Below are 18,744 nucleotides of genomic sequence, written 5' to 3' on the forward strand. Positions count from 1 at the left end.
GGATAACTTTGGTTTTGTTAAACAGGTCAATGATTTTATGAGTTGGAAATAACTAAGGTAAACATTGGACTTTGAGAATCTCCACTGTAAATTAAATACTAAAGGTAATTGATGGTATAAAAATGGTTTTCAACTATTATTTCCGCGAAAAACGCATGAAATCAACAAAAATCGACGTGTTTCGACATTTCCAAAAAAGGTAAATCCAAAAATGAATTAAACTAAAATCTCCAAAATTCAAAAACGTTACCATTTTTGCGAAAAAAAACGCTTGTGTCGCTTGGAAGTGTTATGTATATTATGGATGTAAGGTTTTCCAAGAACAGTCTTGGTAAATTGTTCAAGATGATTCTTGCAAAGACTTCTACCGGGGGAGAACGTCCGGTCTAAAGAAGAGTCGGTTACATAATCATTAGTACTTTATTCATTGTTATGGATACATGACTCCGAACGAGATCGGTTGGGCGAGGACGGTAGAAAAACCTATCTACCTAAGGGAGGATTTACATCAGATGGCTAAGAAGAAACAATTCGTTACTGCAGCGGCAGCGTTCGCAGTAGCAGCATCAGCAGTAGCGCCTGCAATCACAGCAGACGCAGCATCAACAACAGTCCAACTTTCATCGGACTACGTACGCGGCGGGGACCTCGACGCGGCACTTGACAAAGAGTACAAAGGTAGCGAGATCTACTGGTACAAATCGTCAGTCGACATGAACAAACTTGGCGTGTTCCAAACTGCTAAAGGTTTTGTAAAAGGCCAAGGCATCCGCGTTGAGAAAAAACTTCGCGTCTTGAACCACGCACAAGATATCCAACCTGAAGAAATCGTCCTCGAAGAAGGCGTTCCTGCATCAGGTCTTCGTATTCAGCCAGTTCTCTTCGCAGACGGCGTGAAATACAACAAAGTTGTTACTTACAAAGGATTCTCAACTGAGAAAGCTGGAGAGTTCGAAGGAACATTCACTTACTCTAACAAAGCATTCGGCGTAGTAACAAAAACAGTTAAATACAAAGTAGTTGCTTCGAAAGTAGAACTTTCTGAAGTGAAGAGCGAAGTTATGGACGACGTTCTCTCAGTAACTGCTGACGTGAAAAACCTCAAAGACGGCGAAAAAGTTGAACTCGTTGTGTACGCTAACCGCGACATGAACGCAGCTCTTCCAGCTGTTCAAGCAGAAGTTAAAGACGGCAAACTTTCAGTTAAGTCTGGTAAACTTCCTGCAGGTAACCACTCATTCATCCTCCGTTCAGGCGAAGTGAAGACTGACGTTATGAACTTTGTTGTTGAAGCGCCAATGGTTAAAGAAGTTAAGGCGATTAACGCTAAGAAAGTTGTTGTTGAGTTCAACAAAGAAATGAACGAAACTTCGGCCGAAGCAACTGGCTCTTATAACTTTGTTGGTTTGACGGCCGGTACAACTTGGACTCCGGAATTACAAGCAGATGGTAAGACTGTAGTGCTTACATTGAACAACGCAATCTCTGCTGACTCTACATTTGTTGCAATTGTTAACGAAGTATCAACAAAAGCAGACGTTAACAAAAAAACTGAGAAATTCACTAAAACTATCAACTTCAGCGATACAGTTAAGCCTACATTCACAGGCGTTACTTACCCTGAAGCAGGTACTGCGGTTCTTAACTTCTCTGAAGACTTAAGCACTAAAGGTACAGTTGCAGTTTATGATGGATCTACAGATGTTACTTCTTCTTTGACAGTAACTCATGCTGCAAATTCATCTAAAGTATCAATCTCTGGTCTTACAACAGACAAAGAGTACAAAGTTGTAGTTGTAGGAGCTAAAGATCAGTCTTCAAACTTGATTCCTGCACCTATTGAAGTATTTGTTAAATCTTCAATCAGTGAACAAGTTAAGCCAGTGATTGAATCAGTTTCTTCAGTAGACACAACTACTTTGAAAGTCAAATTTAGCGAGAAGTTGAAACAGATTACTGCAGGTGTTTACGCAAATATCTCAATCAACGGAGTTGCTGTTACTGGTGAGACTCAAACATTCGATGCTGAAACTAACACGTTGACAGTAACGAAAGCAGGACTCACTACTCAAGGTGTTCAATCAGTTTCAATCGCTGGTTACAAAGACCTTTCAAATAACACTGGTGACACACTTACTAAAGCTGTGGCATTTGCACCAAGTGCGCCTGTGTTAGAGAAAACTGAAGTCGTTAAAGATGCAACGGATACTTACGTTCAATTGACATTTAACGAAACACCTAACTTAGCTGCTATTCAAGGTGTAGATATTACTGGAACTTACACGACTCCAGAAAACGTTCTAAAAGCATTTGGAACTGATGCATTAGATGAAAGTACTGACATTTCATTAGTCGGTAACACATTGAAAATTAAAGTTACTGGCAATGAAGCTGGTAAATACAAATTAACAATTCCTGCTGCTGGTATTTCAGATGGCACTACTGCTAGAACTGAAAACCAAGTGATCGAGTTCACTTTGGCAGCTTCAGCTGACACAGCGAAACCGGCTGTCAACAACGTATATCTTCCAGGTGAAAATGCTGCTGCTGTTAATCAAGGTACTGTAGCACGTAACGTTGTTTATGTTAAGTACTCTAAAAACATGGATTCTTCAGCTGTAAATGCTGATAACTACATGGTTGATGGTCAACGTTTATTCGACTCAGCAGTATTTGTTGGCGATAAGACTTTAGTTAAACTTACTCTTAAAGAATCTGGAGTAACTTTAAGTGGAGATCGTTCATTCCAAATCACTACTGCTGTTAAAGGTGAAAACGGAGTTGCAATTGATTCATTCAGCAGCACTGAACCTTTCGTTGAGAACGTTAAACCAGTATTAAGCTCTGGTATTGTAGTCGATGGAACGAACATTGACGTAACATTTACTGAAGCAGTGGTAGATGCACAATTAGTTGGTGCTGGTGTAGGAAACGATTTTGAAGTTTATATCGATGGAGTTAAGAGCACTCTTGCTTCAGTAGGAACTGGAGCGACTGCTAACGATTCTAAACTTCGTTTGGTTCTTGCTACTGGTATCACTCCAGCTCAACTTTCTGGAAGCACAATTACTGTTAAAGTACTTGATACTACTGACGGTACAGACTCTAACTTAAACCCATTGACTAAAGGCACAGTAATTACACTTGCTAAGTAAGTTGATGTAATTTAAAAATGCTTTAATCGAAAGTGGCCAATCGTTTGAATAGCGATTGGCCACTTTTATGTATTTTTAAAGTATTTATTGATTAACAAGGTATAGTTCTATTTTGAAATATATATTATTTCTCTGATACACCCTGCCCATCGCAGCTCAGGGTGCTTTTTTTATGTCCAGAGGAGGAGAAATGATGAAACCAGATCAACCAACAAAGCGTGTCGATATCGTTAGCATCAAGTTAGTCAAAGAAGGGAGTGTCCGCTATAAAGGGCGGACCATCCACAGACCGGATGACGGCTATACACTCATGAAAGAATTCTTGGACAGGCTCGACCGGGAGCATTTCCTCGTCGTCAGCCTCGACACGAAGAATCAGCCTGTCTCCGTCAACGTCTGTCATATCGGGAGCTTGAACGCGAGCCTCGTCCATCCGCGAGAGGTGTTGAAGGTCGCGATCTTATCGAACGCGGCCGCCGTGATGGTCGGACACAATCATCCGAGTGGGAACACGGAACCGTCACGAGAAGATCTCGAGGTGACGAAACGTCTGAGAGAGGCGTGTGAATTGATGGGCATCGATCTGCTCGACCAACTAATCATCGGTGATGAGACGTATCGTTCACTTTGAGAGTGAGTAACTATGAGCTCACAGTAGAAAAACAGATTCAACATTTGTAGAGAATCATGTTCGAATGGATGAGCTTTTTGATAAACTGAAAGGGGATTGAAAATATTGTAAATGGTATGGTGATGATATGGGATGGATCCAATCGGTACGACGGTTCTTTATGCTACGACGTGTCCTACCGCGGTTGAAAAGGGACATGAATGTTTTACAAATCGGCTTGAACAATTTAAAGGAGCAAATGGTGGGATGGGAATCTTCTAAGTCGATTATTTCTCCAGAAGAAGTGATGCAGGAGAAAAGACGCTTTCATCATGTTTATGAACTGAGTGAACAAGGATTCCTACTAGATGAAATAACACACACCAAACTGAAACATGAGGACGGTTCGCTCCCATCTTCAGTCGTTTCGCTGAACATGACGTACGTTCGTGTATCAGATGAGTTGTTGAATATTTGGCGAGAACTTGATGAACGAGTCGAACGTATCAATCAACGGCTTCGTACCTATTATGAACAGATGGAATCTTTTCATCGAGATGTCGAAGCGGCGCGTCGCCATTACATCGGGGACTCATTACGCAAACGACTTCTCGGCGATTATCGAGGCGCATACGACTTCTTCAAGGATGACTCTGTTCCGGAAGCAGCTTCATTCATACAATTTTATCGTGGCCTTGATCGACAGGTGGAAGTCTGGAATGAAACGTATGTGACCGAAGAGTTGAAGCGAACCCAATCCTTCTTTGACTCAATCGACGGAAAGTCGCTCGATGCTCAACAACGACGTGCGGTCATCGTCAATGAGGATGCGAACCTCGTCGTCGCAGGTGCCGGGTCTGGGAAGACGTTGACGATTGCTGCGAAAGTGAAATATTTGGTTAAGCGAAAACAAGTACAACCGCATGAAATCTTGCTAATTTCTTTTACGAAAAAGTCAGCCGAAGAGATGAAGGAACGCATCTGCGACCGTCTTCACATCCCGGTAGAGGTCAAAACGTTCCATGGTCTTGGGATGGGAATCATTGCTGAAGGTCGAAAGCAAAAACCTCAAGTCGAGGACGAATTGAAAAAAGTTATCCGCGATTATTGTATGCATCAGTTCTATGAACATCCGCATCGTATGAAAGAGCTGATTGACTTCTTTGGTTACTATTTCTACATTCCAAAAGGGATCGAAGAGTTTGAGACGACCGGGGAATATCACGACTACAACAAGCATGTGGATTTGGAACCGTTACGCAGCAAAGTATGGAAATCTCTCTCAGCCGCCGAGATGATTGCCGCACAACAAAGACAGAAGATCACGATTCAAGAAGAGAAGGTCAAGAGTCTCGAAGAGGTCATGATTGCGAACTTCTTATTCTTGAATGGCATCGAATATGAATACGAGAAGAACTACCCTCATCAGACAGCGACTCGATATCATCGTCAGTATCAACCGGACTTTTATCTGCCAGAATACGATTTGTACTTAGAGCACTTCGGAATCAACCGGATTAATCGCGCCCCGTGGCTCAGTCCAATTGAGGAGCAGAAGTATCTCGACGGAATGGAGTGGAAACGACAGCTGCATCGTGAACACGGGACAAAGCTGATGGAGACGTACTCATATTACCGGCAAGAAGGGAATTTGTTAGATCAACTACGGTTGAAGTTATTGAAGCAAGGTGTTGTCTTCCGGGAAGTGGACCCGATAGTAGTATTCGAAAAGTTATATCGTACGAAACAAAAGAGTCATTTTAACGACTTCGTCGATTTTGTGTCGAGCTTTCTTCAATTGTTCAAATCGAATCATTATACGGAGTCTCAATTTGATGTGTTCGCACAGAGTTTGAACAAGAAGGACTTGTTTCATTATCAACGAGCACTCCTCTTCTTCCGTCTCGTCAAACCGATGTACCGGATGTATGAGGATCATCTACGACGAACGAACAAGATTGATTTCAATGACATGATCAACGAAGCGACCTCAATTGTTTCGTCCGATGCTGTTCATTTACCGTACAAATACATCATCATTGATGAGTATCAGGATATCTCGGTCAGTCGCTATCGTCTGATTGAAGCGATCCGGAAGAAGACGGGATCAACCGTCATGTGCGTGGGAGATGACTGGCAGTCCATCTATCGGTTTGCGGGGTCTGATTTGAGTCTGTTTACCGATTTTGAACATTATTTCGGGAAGAGTGCTTTATTAAAAATTGAGAACACGTACCGCAACTCGCAACAATTAATCGATATCGCTGGTCGATTCGTGATGAAGAACAAGCGTCAAATCCGAAAGAACCTCTCTTCCGGAAAACGATTGGCCACACCTGTTCGCGTGATGGGAATCAAGGGGAAGAACGACTTTGAAATCGCCTTACGTAGAGCGCTTGATCAAATCGTTCAATCACATGGTCCGGAGTCGGATGTACTGCTCGTCGGACGGAACAACTTTGACATCAAGTCAATTGAGGGAAGCCCTTCGTTTCGAGTGAAGCATTTGAAAGATGAAGTGAAAGTGACCGACCGGACGCATCCGAATCTTCGAATCTCCTTTTTGACAGCGCACCGTTCAAAGGGGCTCGAAGCAGAGAACGTGATCTTGATCAATACGGCAAATAGTAAGAACGGCTTCCCGAACAAAATCATGGATGACCCGCTATTGTCATTCGTCCTTCAGAAACAAGAAGAGTTGGAGTTTGGGGAAGAGCGCCGTCTGTTCTATGTGGCGTTGACGCGGACGAAACATACGACGTATGTGCTGACGCCGGATGACCGCATGTCGACGTTTGTCCAAGAGTTGATTAAGGAGCAACAAGTCCCGTATGAAATGGGAATCGAAGAAAGCAAGAGCATAAGGGATAACCCGAAATGCCCTCGTTGTTTGGATGGTCACTTGGTCATTCGCGAACAGGCAAATCGAAAGTCAACGTTTGTCGGTTGCAGTCACTACCCGGGCTGTGACTATACCGCCAATCATCCAAGCATCATTCATGATCCGATTGTCTGTTCCTCATGCAGAGGATATCTTGTGCTACGGGACGGGAAGAATGGTAAATTTTATGGGTGTTTGAACTTCCCGCTCTGTAAACATTCTATGGAACGAGAAGATGTGGAGCAGATGAAGCGGATCGAGAAAAGAGTGAAATGAAGAAATGGAATCGCCGATGGCGGTTCTTTTCTTTTGGAGAAAATAATGATTATTTTTTTGAAAATGACTGCTGATAGGTGTTGTCTAGAGAACGGATTAACAGGGTGAGGTATAAACGAAAGAGCAAGTAAACTCATTTAGTCTTATATTCTACTGGATCAAAAGTGCACGTGTCGAATGCTGTCGAATGATTGCTTAGCAAAAATTAAAAAAAAGATTTCCTTATCCTCAAAAAGTACACCGAAACTAGGAGAAAAACTCTTTATAATTTGTACGTATTAAATGAATAAGGAGGAAGTAATTTTGAAAAAATGGAATGGACTTATTTTGGTATTCGTCTTGATTCTTTCACTTGTGCAACCGCATGTCGGTTATGCGGAGGATTCACTCGTCTTAAATGGGAAAGTCAGCGGGCAAATCGCTGATGAAACGAATCGACAAGTATTTAAAATTGAATTGACTCAAAAAGGGTTGTTATTCATTGACTTGAAATCGTGGATTGATGTCGTAGAATATCGAGTATTTGACGAATCAGGTGAAGAATTTACAAATCGCTATGTCTACAGTGACCCAGTGACACCAAAGACAGATACGGTTTATTACGATTTAGAAGTAGGAACGTATTATGTAGAACTCGAACAATATAGCAAAGGCACTAACGGGAAATTTGAGATTAGTACGTTATTCACGCCATACAATACGAATGATATTGAACCTAATAACGGGACGGAACAAGCGCAAAATCTATCCTTTAACAAAAAAACAAAAGGATTCATATCGCGTCAAGACGAGAACGATGTGTACCAAGTGAAATTGCGGAGAGCAGGGAGACTTGAAATTGATTTCACTTCTCTAATTTTTACGCATGCTGAATTTTATCTAACGGATGAATTCGGCAAGTTGATTGATAGACAGACCGTAAACAGCGAATGGAAGACACCCGGTGTTTATAAGAAATCTGTCGACCTGGAGCCGGGAACATATTATATCGAAATCGAGTCTTGGGATGCGCCACGGATGACAGGGACATATGAGTTGTTTGCGAAATTCCAAGCAGCAAATAATCAAGAAAAAGAATCGAACAATGGGATTACAGAGGCGATGCCACTTGCATTTTATAGACCACTCACCGGTTTCTTAGCTTGGAACGATATTCAAGATTTTTATAAAATCGTTCTTCCAAAAGCAAGTAAGGTGACGTTGGATGCCCAATTGTATGTGAACAACAATACAGATGTCGAAGTGTATGATCAACGCTTTAACCAAGTACATTACAATCAAGTGACGAGTTCCTCAACTACGCCAAAACGCTACACGGAGTCATTTGCTCTGAAAGCTGGTACATATTATGTGGCTATCAAAGCGTGGGATGAACGACGAGATACAGGGAAGTATGTTCTCCAAGTCAAATCAAGTCATTTGTTACCCCCATTAACTGTAAACACTGTGACCACAAAATCGACAGCCATAACAGGAAAGACTGAAAAAAATGCGGTCGTATCATTTAAAGTGGGTAAAAAAACTTATACCCGCAAGGCGGATAGCAAAGGAAATTATTCGTTTAAAATCAGTAAACAAAAAGCAGGAAGCATCATCAATGTGTCAACAAAAAACAAATATGGTACGACAGCTAAACGCATCGCAGTTAAGAAATAAGTTTAGATGTGACGAAGGCAAAAATAAAAGTAGTTCATCTACGATATCAGGATATGTAAATAAAGTTAATTATAAAAAGACAAAACGGCTTGAATCCTTCAGTTGAAAGGATTTAAGCCGTTTTTCTTCACTTCCATTATGGATTCTGTCTAGTTGACTGGAAACAGACTTATTTTCACGCAGTTTGTTTTCGCTGTTGCTGTTCTTGTCGTCGACTGATGATTGAACGTCCAAGCTGAATTCCTGGTCGCTCGATGACCCGGTATGTGACAGACGCAATCACGCCCGAGACGACGAGCGTCACGAGGAACGTCAACATCCATACCGTCGTCACGTTATATTGCTGGGTCCACGTCTCGTTGAAGAGATGATTGACCCAGTCGAGGACGAAAAAGTGGACGAGGTACAGGCTGAAGCTGATATGCCCGATGTACTGCATCACCGGATGATTGAGGATACGTCCCCGAATGCCGGATAAGCCGAGAGCCAACAGACAAAAGGCGAGACCGAACAGCGCATGTTTCGGAAATGCGCTATAGACATCATATGGAGTAATCCCGAGTATGATAAGTAACGCAATCGATCCGAACGTCATCGCATAGTGCGTTCGCACGGACCACGATTGGTCGCGCCACACGAGATACAACGTGACCCCCATCAAGAAGATCGGCAGCTGGTTCGGGAACCAATAAAAGGCGAAACTCTTCACGTCCATGAATGGCTGACGCTGTTCGGTCAGGAGGTGCAGGACGATGCTAAGTACGAGCGTCGACGTTGTCCACAAGATCCCTTGACGCGCTGTCTTGATCCATTTGAACAGGAACGGCACACATGCATAAAATAAAAATTCGTTCGAGATCGACCAACCGCCCGGCACGAGACTGAATAACCACTCGGGATGCAGGACGTTCGTGAACGTCAACGTCGAGACCAAGAGGGAAAGTGTCACGTCTGGATAAGTCGTCGAAACCCCGATGAATTGATTGATTAGATCAAAACTTAAGTAGAAGAGCAGTGCGGCGTAAAACATCGGTGCGATCCGGAAGAAGCGCTTCGTGTAGAAGTCCTGAAGCGGAATCTGGCGCGATACCGTATAGCGCTCCAATGAATAGAACAACGTGAAGGCGCTGACGATAAAAAAGAGTTGGACGCCGCGCGACCCTTGTATCCCGATATGGTATAACCAATCGGGCAATTGTTGAAGGGACCGTGTCGAGTGCGTCAACACGACCCCGAGGATGGCATAACCGCGAAGGGCATCTAAAAAACTGAGCTTCTGCAACTGATGTAATCTCCTCTATACATTCCTATTTTTCTTTTCGTCAAACAATCTATCACGGTGTTGACTGTGTGTCTATTTGATTCAGACACTTGTGTTGAAACTGTAAAATATACTTCTCGTTAAATTGGCACGCGAATTTGTCTCGTCTCTTTGTTCGAGAGCGTATAGGTCACGATGTAGCTCGAACCGGACACTTTCACACTGGCCGACCGAATCGTCGTCTTCGACTGGTCGAGTCGGATGAGCGTGAGGTAGCGCACGTCTTTCCCGATATTATACGAGATGACTTGTGGACGCGGCTTCCATTCGTAATCCTCGACGGCGACGAAGCTCGTGCTGTTGCGCATCGATGAATTTTTAAGGTTCAGCTGCATGAGCTGGATCGTTCGTCCGTTCGTATCACCATAGACGACGTTCTGAGTCGCCATCGAACTCTGAAGGAGTTTCAGACCTTCGGCGAGATGGAACCGCTGCACGAACTTCGTGGTTGCGGGTGAACTGATCCGGTCGTAGACGATGAGCGTCTGTTCTCTGTCGTAGACGAGCGTCCGTCGATGCGTCGCCCCGTTCCCGATGAGCTGGCTCTCCCCAATCGTAAGAAGGGTCGAACCGAGATTTTGTACGGTCTTGATGTTGCTCTTCCCACGCATCGTGGAGCGGAGGTCGAGATTCGCCCCGTCACGGTGGACGGTATTATGGGCATCGACACCGAAGACGCGCTGACGTTCGGGGCGATTCGTATAGCCGTAGCGACCCGTCTCGATGATGAAGTCGCGGCCGAGTCCGTACAGGTCGATGCTCAAGTCATCGGCATGCTTGTGGGCACTGCTGTGATAACCAGCCGTCATCATCACCTGGGTCGCCTGATTGAACGCGCGAGGTGGAGATGCCCAGTATTCGCGCATGAAGCTATATTGGTTGCTGATCCGTTTCGCCGTGACCGGTGGGCGTGTCCCTTCCTTCCCTTGGGTGAGGGCGAAAACGAGCTCGGGGAAATCCTCGATATGCGGAATGATCGAGGTGTTCCGTCTGACACCGGACGTGTCCCCAAAGATCGGGAGTGTCCCGTTCGGTTTGATCATATACGTCAGTTGCTTCGGCATCTGTTCGACCCGTGCCATGCTCGAAGGGAGTGAGAAACGGTTCGCTTCTGCCCAGATGAGGAAGCGGTCGAGCACATGATACATATAGGATTGATAGCCGGGTGAATGCTCGAGATGGACGGCGTCCGACGTGATGCTGTGGCGGATCTGTTTGTCGAGGCGGCTATCTGCGAGCGTCTTCCACGTTCTGCTCCGGTCGAACTGTGGGAACGTTTGCGCGATGGCGGTGAGCGCCATGTCTTGGAATATCCCATGATTGTGATCATTTTTATAGAAGCTAGACGTCGCGAGTAACGTGCCATGGTCGTGGAGCGTCCGCAACATCAGACCGGTGAACGCCGTATCTTTATAGAGCGAAGAAGATTTATAGGCATCCCAAAAATTCAAGAGATGGAACGTCCGGATCGACGTGCCGTGGTCGTTATATGGCCAACGGTACTGTTTGTAGTTCGCAATCGGATGGGCTTTCGTCCAACTTTTAACGACCCGTACCCCGTACTTCAAATAAGCGGTATTTCCGGTCTCGTTATATGCCTGGGTCAATTGATTGAGCACCGTCAAATAATGAATTTGGAACGGATAGGAATTGCTCGACGAGCTCGGGATGTCCCGGTGCCAGTTAAACGTATCGACGTTCGGGACGGACAATTGATATGGTTTGGACGGAATCGACCAATCCCCACGAATCGCACGGTTGGCGTAGTCGACGGCGCGCGCAGGTGTCAATTTTTCATATTCATATGGCGCGTGAAGTGGCATCTGTTTCATATACTCATGCGCGAGTCGTGCCGTTCCACTCGACTTCAAATTCGAAGCGGTGAGTGGGTCACCGAGTAAGAGCTTGGCCTGACTTTTCTTTATGTAGATCTTTTTCGTATGACTCAGTGCGATGTAGTACCAGCCGGACGTACTGACGGCTGTGTAGCGTTTTGTTGTCGAATACGCTGCCACTTTCGTCAATCGACCGTTCTTCATTTCATAGACGGTCGCATTCGGGATGGAGCGGATATCGAAAGGGTTCGTCGCAGCCTGTACGGAGTCTGTCGGGGTCATGCCCCAAGCCCCTACTAAGACGAGGACGAGTAATATTCGTTTCATGCATACACCTCAATAAATTTGGATTTACTTCTTTTTCAAAGTATACCATGAGGTGCGTTTATTCCCTTAATTTTCTATATCATCTTTATTTTAAATGGAGGTAGGTTCAATTTGATTTTGTCCCGACAATTAATGAAGGATTACGACGGATGCATGTCGAGTCCTCATTTGGAAAAATATGATAAAGTGAGGTGAATCGAATGACGTGTATGTCATACGCCAAAGGGGAAGATGTGAATGAAGCACGTTAGTTTGTTTTTGTTACTATTTTTTGTGACGGCACTCGTCATTTACGGGATCTCTCTGACCGCGCCAGGGTTATTAGTACCGATTGTGTATCTGGCTATTGCAGCATTGATCGGAATCATCGTGTACTTACTGAAAGTGTATATCGTAAACAGATAAGAACGATTCCGCGTCGATCGGAGGTGGTCTGGTCCCGTTCAAGCAGAAACCGATTTCCCATACGAAGAAGACCGACCTAATTCACAGGTCGGTCTTCTTCGTATGTTCTTTAATCCAACGTCAACCGTTCCACGGCATCGCGAAGATGATTCTCGCGGACGCGGATGTACCGACGTGTCGTCTTCGGCTCGGAGTGGCCAAGTAATTCAGATAACGTCGTCTCCATGACCCCTTTGTCATAAAGGTGCGTCGTAAACGCATGGCGGAGCGTATGAGACGTGACAGGATAGCCGAGCACTTCTGTGGCAGCCGTCGTCAGGTGACGATTGATGGTCGTCTTACAAATCAAGGCACCTCGTGCAGACGGGAACACATAGGGTGAGTCGACGGGACGTCGCTCCTCATCGAGATAGGTGGAGAGGACGGAGTGAATCTTGTCATTCAACGGGATTCTCCGGGGCTTTCCCGTCTTTGATTCTCGGACATAGAGTAACCGCTCCTGCAAATCGATCGCATCGAGTTTTAACAGCCGGACCTCGTTGATCCGCATACCCGTATGGAGCTGAACGGTTAAAAACGTACGATACAACGGGACGTCGATGGCATCGATGACAGCGGACAATTGTCTAGGGGAGGGGATCTCCGCTGAATGGCGCTCGGTCACTTTCACCCGTAACTGATGAAAGGGGTTATGGGTGACGAGATGCTCGGCGATGGCCCAATCGTATAAGCCGCGAAGAGCGCTCAAGTAGTTGTTGATGGTCACCGGTTGACAGCCTTCCGAACGGAGCGTGTCGATATACGGCATGACGTCTTGCCTCGTTTTTAATTCGTCGAGCGTTCTGCCTTCTCCCATGATGGCTTCGAATCGGGCAAACTTATAGGTCGCCTGGCTGACCGTGTTGTCCGATTTTCCGGTCATGCGTAAATAGTGGATGTGCTGGGCGACGGCGTCTTTCATGTGTAAGGTCATCTTCCTGTCTCCTCTTACTCGTTGTCCTCACGGAGCATCCGTTGCAGTTCGGCCTTATAGGCGCGTAGTCGACTCGGCGAGTACCCGAGCGATGCCTCGGTCCCGTGAAGCATATGGCAGAGTAAGGTGAAATGGCGATTTGGTAAAGTGTATCGCTTGTCGTCTAGCCAAAGCGAGAGGGGCACTTCGCGCTGGTCGACTTGTTCGGGGAGTCGTTCGCTCGCGACCTCGTGTTGGAGCGTCTTCGCCTGTTTGGCCCGTTCGTTCAGGATGGCCCCGCGGATACGGATGAAACAGTACGTTTTTCCTAACGTCTTGCCGTCTTGAAGGGCACGCCATAGGGCGATTCGTGCCGTTTGGGCGGCATCGTCGACTTCGTTCGGATGGAGATGGAGCTGTCGGATGACGTAAAAGATCATCGGCTCCCACTCTTTGATCTGTTCGTTAGCATCTGGCATGGTGGGCTGCTTTCCCGCGCGCGTCTCAAGTTTCCTAGGTGGATACAGCATAATGGTTGTTATGCAGATTTCGCACCTCACGAACGTTGAAATTTCGTCAGCCCAAATCAGACACAGCACGGAAATGCTGTATGGCACAACCCGTATCCCTTATCCATCGGAAGCATCGATTCTCTATAACAACCATTATAGGAGGATGTCAGGTGATGATTTGATCAAGAGGTAAATGATATCCAAGTTTTAGTTGTTTAGCATTCGTTTAATGGATATAATTTACAGAGTGAAATCAAACCGGAAATGTGAGGAAAATCATGAAACCTTTGTATAGACGATTATCCATCGGGATGTTGAGCGGGATGCTCCTGTTCGCACCGATGACGACGGCTTCGGCCAACTCGGACTTCAACGTGCGCGTCGCTCCCTCGACCACGCTGCACCAAATGAAGGGGAAGAAACTGGTCCCACTACAGAAGACGAACACGACGAAAGAATACCGCATCGTGCGCCCGTCCGGTTGGTATTACCTTGCCATGTCCGGCGGCAAACGGATCTATATCAAGAAAAGCCAGGCGGAGGTCGTTCCGGCCCGTTCTTTGACGAAAGCACGCATCCAATCGAAAACGAACCGTCCGCTCGTCCATACATACATGGGGCAGACCGAGTCCCATATCCCGTATGAATATGACCGACTGTCGACAGAACAGGCGAAACAGTTCGCCGATCGGGCGCTCGCCGGCAACTGGTATATCCCGACGAAACCGAACAATCTGTCGGTCCCAAACATCGACACGTTCAACTGGCATAAGGACGTCCCGGCCGTGGACAGCAACTCGTTCCCGTTCCAGCTCCACTACTTGACGGTCCTCAATCAGTTGACGCAAGCGTACAATGACACGGGTGACCTCGCCTATCTGAAATATGGCGAACGACTAATCAAAAGTTGGACGAAGGCACACCCGGCCTATAACTACAAACGACTCAAGTGGGGATACAATGACCAAGGAACGGCGATTCGTGTGTTCCATTTGTTGAATTTCTGGGATGTATATAAAGAGACGTCACTCTATCGGGACCCTGCCTTCACCGAGCTCATGTTGAAAACATTGTATGAGCATGGGGAGATCTTGGCATCGTCCGACTTCTACAAACCGAAACATAACCACGGTATCTTCCAAGACATGGCGCTCACTGCCATCGCCCAGACGTTCCCTGAGTTTGACCGGAGTAAGGTGTGGCAATCGACCGCCAGCGCGCGGCTCCAGGCGCAAATCGCCCACAGCATCTCGCCGGAAGGGGTCCACCTTGAACACTCACCTCGATATCACGTGTATGTGTATCATACGTTGTCGCGCTTTATCGAATGGGCCGAGGCTAACCAGTTCGTTCTGCCTTCACGCTCGGGCTATATCGAGAAGATGCCGGATCAGCTCACCTACATGTTGAAGCCGAATCGGACGCTCCCGATCTTCGGTGACACGACCGGGCACCTTCAAGGGATGAACATCATTCCAAAGACGAACGAATATCCGGAGCTCAGTTTCGCAGTGAGCGGAGGAGCAGAGGGCGTGGCACCGACCCTGTTGACGAAGCAAATCGGGGATCAATACAGCTTCATGCGCGAATATTGGTCACGTCCACCTGAGGCGTTCTCGGGTGCGACACAAGTGATGATGACGGCAGGTTATCATAGCAGTGCCCACAAGCATGCCGATGACTTGAGCATCGACTTCTATGGACTGGCGCGCGACTTCATCATCGAGACGGGTCGCTTCGGTTATTCGGCACGACCGGAACGGAAGGAAGTCTTTAAAGTCGAGGCCCATAACACCGTCCACCGATACGGGGAAAACTTGGATTTAAGCAAAGGCATGATCGGTCGGAGCCGTATCGTGAAGACCGAAGACCGTGGAGAGACAAGCCTCGCCATCGGAGAGAGCGCGTTGATCGGGAAAGGGGCCACGCATCGCCGCACCCTCGTCTATGACAAGGCGAAAACGCTCGTCGTCTACGACCGCATCACCTCACCGAAGCCGGACATGTTCGTCCAGCGCTTCCACCTCGGAGAGGGTCTGAAGCTATATAAAGGGACGACCGAGGCACAGAACGTGACGTTCCGAGACAGCCGGCGTCGATCGATTCAACTGATGCAGCTCGAGACGGACGAAGAGTCATATATGTCCGTTCAACCAAGTCATCTCTCGGTCCGTGATGCGGAGTGGACGCTTCGCGACCAAGTCGTCTCCATTGAATACGGTACGGACGTGCGTTACATCACGCTCATGCGGATCGACCGGACGAACACCTCGATTGTCGACACGGCGGTCAAGGAACAAGCTAATCAGTATGAACTCACCTATACACTTTCCAACGGCGAGACCCATACTCTCGACGTTCCAAAATGATTGAAGCCTGGCGACTGCCAGGCTTTTTTACGTGGACGATGAGAGTAGTTGTTGAATCCCACCATTTGCTAAGGTAGAATTTTCAAGTAGAACAACTGACAAGTGAGGGAACGAATGGAACATTCACATGCAAAACAGATCGTGGCTCAACTTCGGGGTTCGCTCTCGGGGAAAGCGAGCGATGGTTGGGACGTCGTCATCTCGGCAGGGACGATGTGCTATCAATGGAAGGGAAGACGAATGGTGCCAGACAGTCGGCTCGAGACGACCGAGACGGTACGGCTCATCCGTCCATACGGTCGATATTATATTGTCCATAGAGAAGGAAGGGAAGCACTCGTCCGCGCGACGGATGTGATGCTCCTCATGACCGAACCCCTCTCGAAAATCAAATTGACGGACAAGATGGAGCGACTGCTCGTCCGTGACTATATGAAACAAAAGCGCACATTCGCTTCGTACCATTATGAACAAATCCGTGATGAACAGGCGGTTCATTTTGCGGAAGAGACGTTGAACGGAAGATGGTATATCCCATCGCTTCCGCATACATTGGCCGTCCGTGATGTTCGGACGTTCGATTGGAACAAAATGTTACCACCTGTGAACAACAACTCGTTCCTTTTCCAACTCCACTATTTGACGACGGTCAATCAACTGACTCATGCCTATGAGGTGACGCAAGACGAAAAATACTTGCACTATGCACACCAAATCATCGATAGCTGGCAGAGCCATCATCCGCTGCATGGCGGTCCGCGGGGGCGTGTAGCATACCATGCGCACGGTACGGCGATTCGAGTATTCCATATACTCCGTTTCTTTGAAGCGTATCGCCAGGCACCGATCCATCATGATGCCCGTGTGACGTGCCGCTTGTTACATCTGTTATATGAACATGCGACATTACTGGCGACCCCTACCTTTTATCGTCCGCTCCATAACCATGGGCTCTTTCAAGATATGGCACTGTTTGCGATTGCTTCCTGTTTTCCGGAGTTTGATCGCAGTGCGGATTGGAGAAGGATTGCGCGTGCGCGGTTGAATAAGCAACTCGACATTTGCCTTTCGGAGGACGGGACCCATTTGGAGCACTCGCCCGGCTATCACGTTTACGTGTACCATACGCTAAGTCGATTTAGAGACTGGGCCGATTTAAATGGATTCACGTTGCCGGAAGGGATTGGACGCATCGACCGGATGCCAAAGCGCCTCTTGCATTTCATTAAACCGAACCAAACCTTGCCGATCGTGGGGGATACGGGAGGACAGCTTCGCGGAAGCCGTTTAATTCCTCGGATTGAAACGTTTCCCGAACTAGCCTTTGCCATGAGCGGAGGGACACAAGGACAATGCCCAGAAGAACTGCTGGCGAATCTAGGCTCTCAATATGCGGTCATGCGTGAATATTGGCACCATGCGAAGCGTCCGTTTCGTGACGCCACCTATATTCTGATGACAGCGGGATACCATGGGGGTGCACATAAACATGCCGACGATTTGAGTCTCGAACTATATGGATTGGGGCGGGATTTCATCGTCGAGACTGGTCGGTATGGCTATGTGGACGGACCTGAGCGTGCGCAAGCACTACGTGTCGCGGCGCACAATACGGTACATCGACTCGGAGAAGAGCTCGACTTGTCGATCGAGCGAATCGGAGAGAGCGGAATCCTAGAGGTGAAAGAGGCGCGGAAACAGATGACGGCGACCGGAGTGAGCCGCCTGATTGGAAAAGGGGCCATTCATACTCGGCATGTCGTGTACGATAAGGCGCGAACGCTTGTCGTGTTTGATCGGATTGTTGCGCCGGAAGCGGACCTCTTTGTCCAGCGCTTCCATCTGGCACCCGGTTTGGACCTGGTAGCGGGTACACCAGAAGAACACAACGTTCGATTTAAAGATGCCTCGAATCGAGCCATTCAATTCATTCAGCTTTTAAAAAACGAAGAGGCTTATATGGCACTTGAACCGAGCCATGTGTCCATGCGTGATTTGGAGTGGACTCCCCGCCAGCAAGTCGTTTCGATTGAACATGGTAGCGAAGTTCGCTTTTTGACTCTGATTCGACTAGACCGGACCGGGAAGCGTGTCGTCGATACGAAGGTCGAAGAGCGGGATGGGATGTACATCGTCTCGTATTGGATTGAAAACGGGGGAAAGCATGTCATTCATGTGCCGTGTGAGGAAAGTCGTGACGTATAAAGGACAAAACGTCACGACACTCTCACGAAGTGATGTCGTCCTTTACATAATGAGGGAATCGTTTTTTGTGGAAATTGTAAAAACCTTAAAAATCTTCAATTTGTGATTGTTTATTGGACGCGTTTCCGTTACGTTAGAACTAGAGCGATTTGTACATATAAGGGAAAAACGGACGACTTTGGGGTAATCGTGGTAAGTAAAAAGTCGAATGATGTAAGCGCTTTCTCTTGTGTGTCCTCT

Annotated in this window: 11 protein-coding genes; 7 read left to right on the forward strand and 4 right to left on the reverse strand. The window is 46.9% G+C overall.

Translation table 11 applies throughout. The features are described 5' to 3' along the window. Window positions 1–512 precede the first annotated feature (512 nt). From KNO79_RS02395 to KNO79_RS02410, 4 genes are all read left to right on the forward strand, one after another. Complete coding sequence (locus KNO79_RS02395; protein WP_214690539.1) at window positions 513–3,155, forward strand: hypothetical protein; 2,643 nt, start codon at window positions 513–515, stop codon at window positions 3,153–3,155. Between the two features lie 193 nt (window positions 3,156–3,348). Further along, the gene (locus KNO79_RS02400; protein WP_214690540.1) at window positions 3,349–3,786 is read left to right on the forward strand and encodes a JAB domain-containing protein; all 438 of its coding nucleotides are present in this window, start codon (window positions 3,349–3,351) and stop codon (window positions 3,784–3,786) included. Window positions 3,787–3,982: 196 nt separating this feature from the next. Beyond that, a complete protein-coding gene (locus tag KNO79_RS02405; RefSeq protein ID WP_214690541.1) occupies window positions 3,983–6,922 on the forward strand; it encodes a UvrD-helicase domain-containing protein in 2,940 nt (979 codons plus the stop codon). Between the two features lie 303 nt (window positions 6,923–7,225). After that, window positions 7,226–8,578: an Ig-like domain-containing protein gene (locus tag KNO79_RS02410; RefSeq protein ID WP_214690542.1), complete on the forward strand. Its 1,353-nt coding sequence runs from the start codon at window positions 7,226–7,228 to the stop codon at window positions 8,576–8,578. A gap of 175 nt (window positions 8,579–8,753) precedes the next feature. On the opposite strand, the gene KNO79_RS02415 is transcribed toward KNO79_RS02410, so the two are convergent. Then, window positions 8,754–9,860, reverse strand: coding sequence for an acyltransferase family protein (locus tag KNO79_RS02415; protein ID WP_214690543.1), 1,107 nt, complete (start codon window positions 9,858–9,860; stop codon window positions 8,754–8,756). A gap of 119 nt (window positions 9,861–9,979) precedes the next feature. Next, window positions 9,980–12,061, reverse strand: coding sequence for a heparinase II/III domain-containing protein (locus KNO79_RS02420; protein ID WP_214690544.1), 2,082 nt, complete (start codon window positions 12,059–12,061; stop codon window positions 9,980–9,982). 237 nt (window positions 12,062–12,298) lie between these two features. Here KNO79_RS02420 and KNO79_RS02425 point away from each other — a divergent pair, with 237 nt between their 5' ends. After that, a complete protein-coding gene (locus tag KNO79_RS02425; protein ID WP_159562827.1) occupies window positions 12,299–12,466 on the forward strand; it encodes a hypothetical protein in 168 nt (55 codons plus the stop codon). 109 nt (window positions 12,467–12,575) lie between these two features. Here the strand turns inward: KNO79_RS02425 and KNO79_RS02430 are convergent, their stop codons facing one another. After that, window positions 12,576–13,439 (reverse strand): tyrosine-type recombinase/integrase, encoded by an 864-nt coding sequence (locus KNO79_RS02430; RefSeq protein WP_214690545.1) that lies wholly within the window; start codon window positions 13,437–13,439, stop codon window positions 12,576–12,578. 14 nt (window positions 13,440–13,453) lie between these two features. Continuing rightward, on the reverse strand, window positions 13,454–13,897 hold the full coding sequence (locus tag KNO79_RS02435; RefSeq protein WP_214690546.1) for a sigma factor: 444 nt from the start codon (window positions 13,895–13,897) through the stop codon (window positions 13,454–13,456). Window positions 13,898–14,208: 311 nt separating this feature from the next. Between KNO79_RS02435 and KNO79_RS02440 the strand changes: the two genes are divergently transcribed. Continuing rightward, window positions 14,209–16,299 (forward strand): heparinase II/III family protein, encoded by a 2,091-nt coding sequence (locus KNO79_RS02440; RefSeq protein ID WP_214690547.1) that lies wholly within the window; start codon window positions 14,209–14,211, stop codon window positions 16,297–16,299. Between the two features lie 114 nt (window positions 16,300–16,413). After that, window positions 16,414–18,504 carry an alginate lyase family protein gene (locus KNO79_RS02445; RefSeq protein ID WP_214690548.1) on the forward strand — a complete coding sequence of 697 codons (2,091 nt, stop codon included), beginning with the start codon at window positions 16,414–16,416 and terminating at the stop codon, window positions 18,502–18,504. Window positions 18,505–18,744: the final 240 nt, after the last annotated feature.

Source organism: Exiguobacterium sp. s43 (assembly GCF_018617255.1).
Lineage (GTDB): Bacteria > Bacillota > Bacilli > Exiguobacteriales > Exiguobacteriaceae > Exiguobacterium > Exiguobacterium profundum.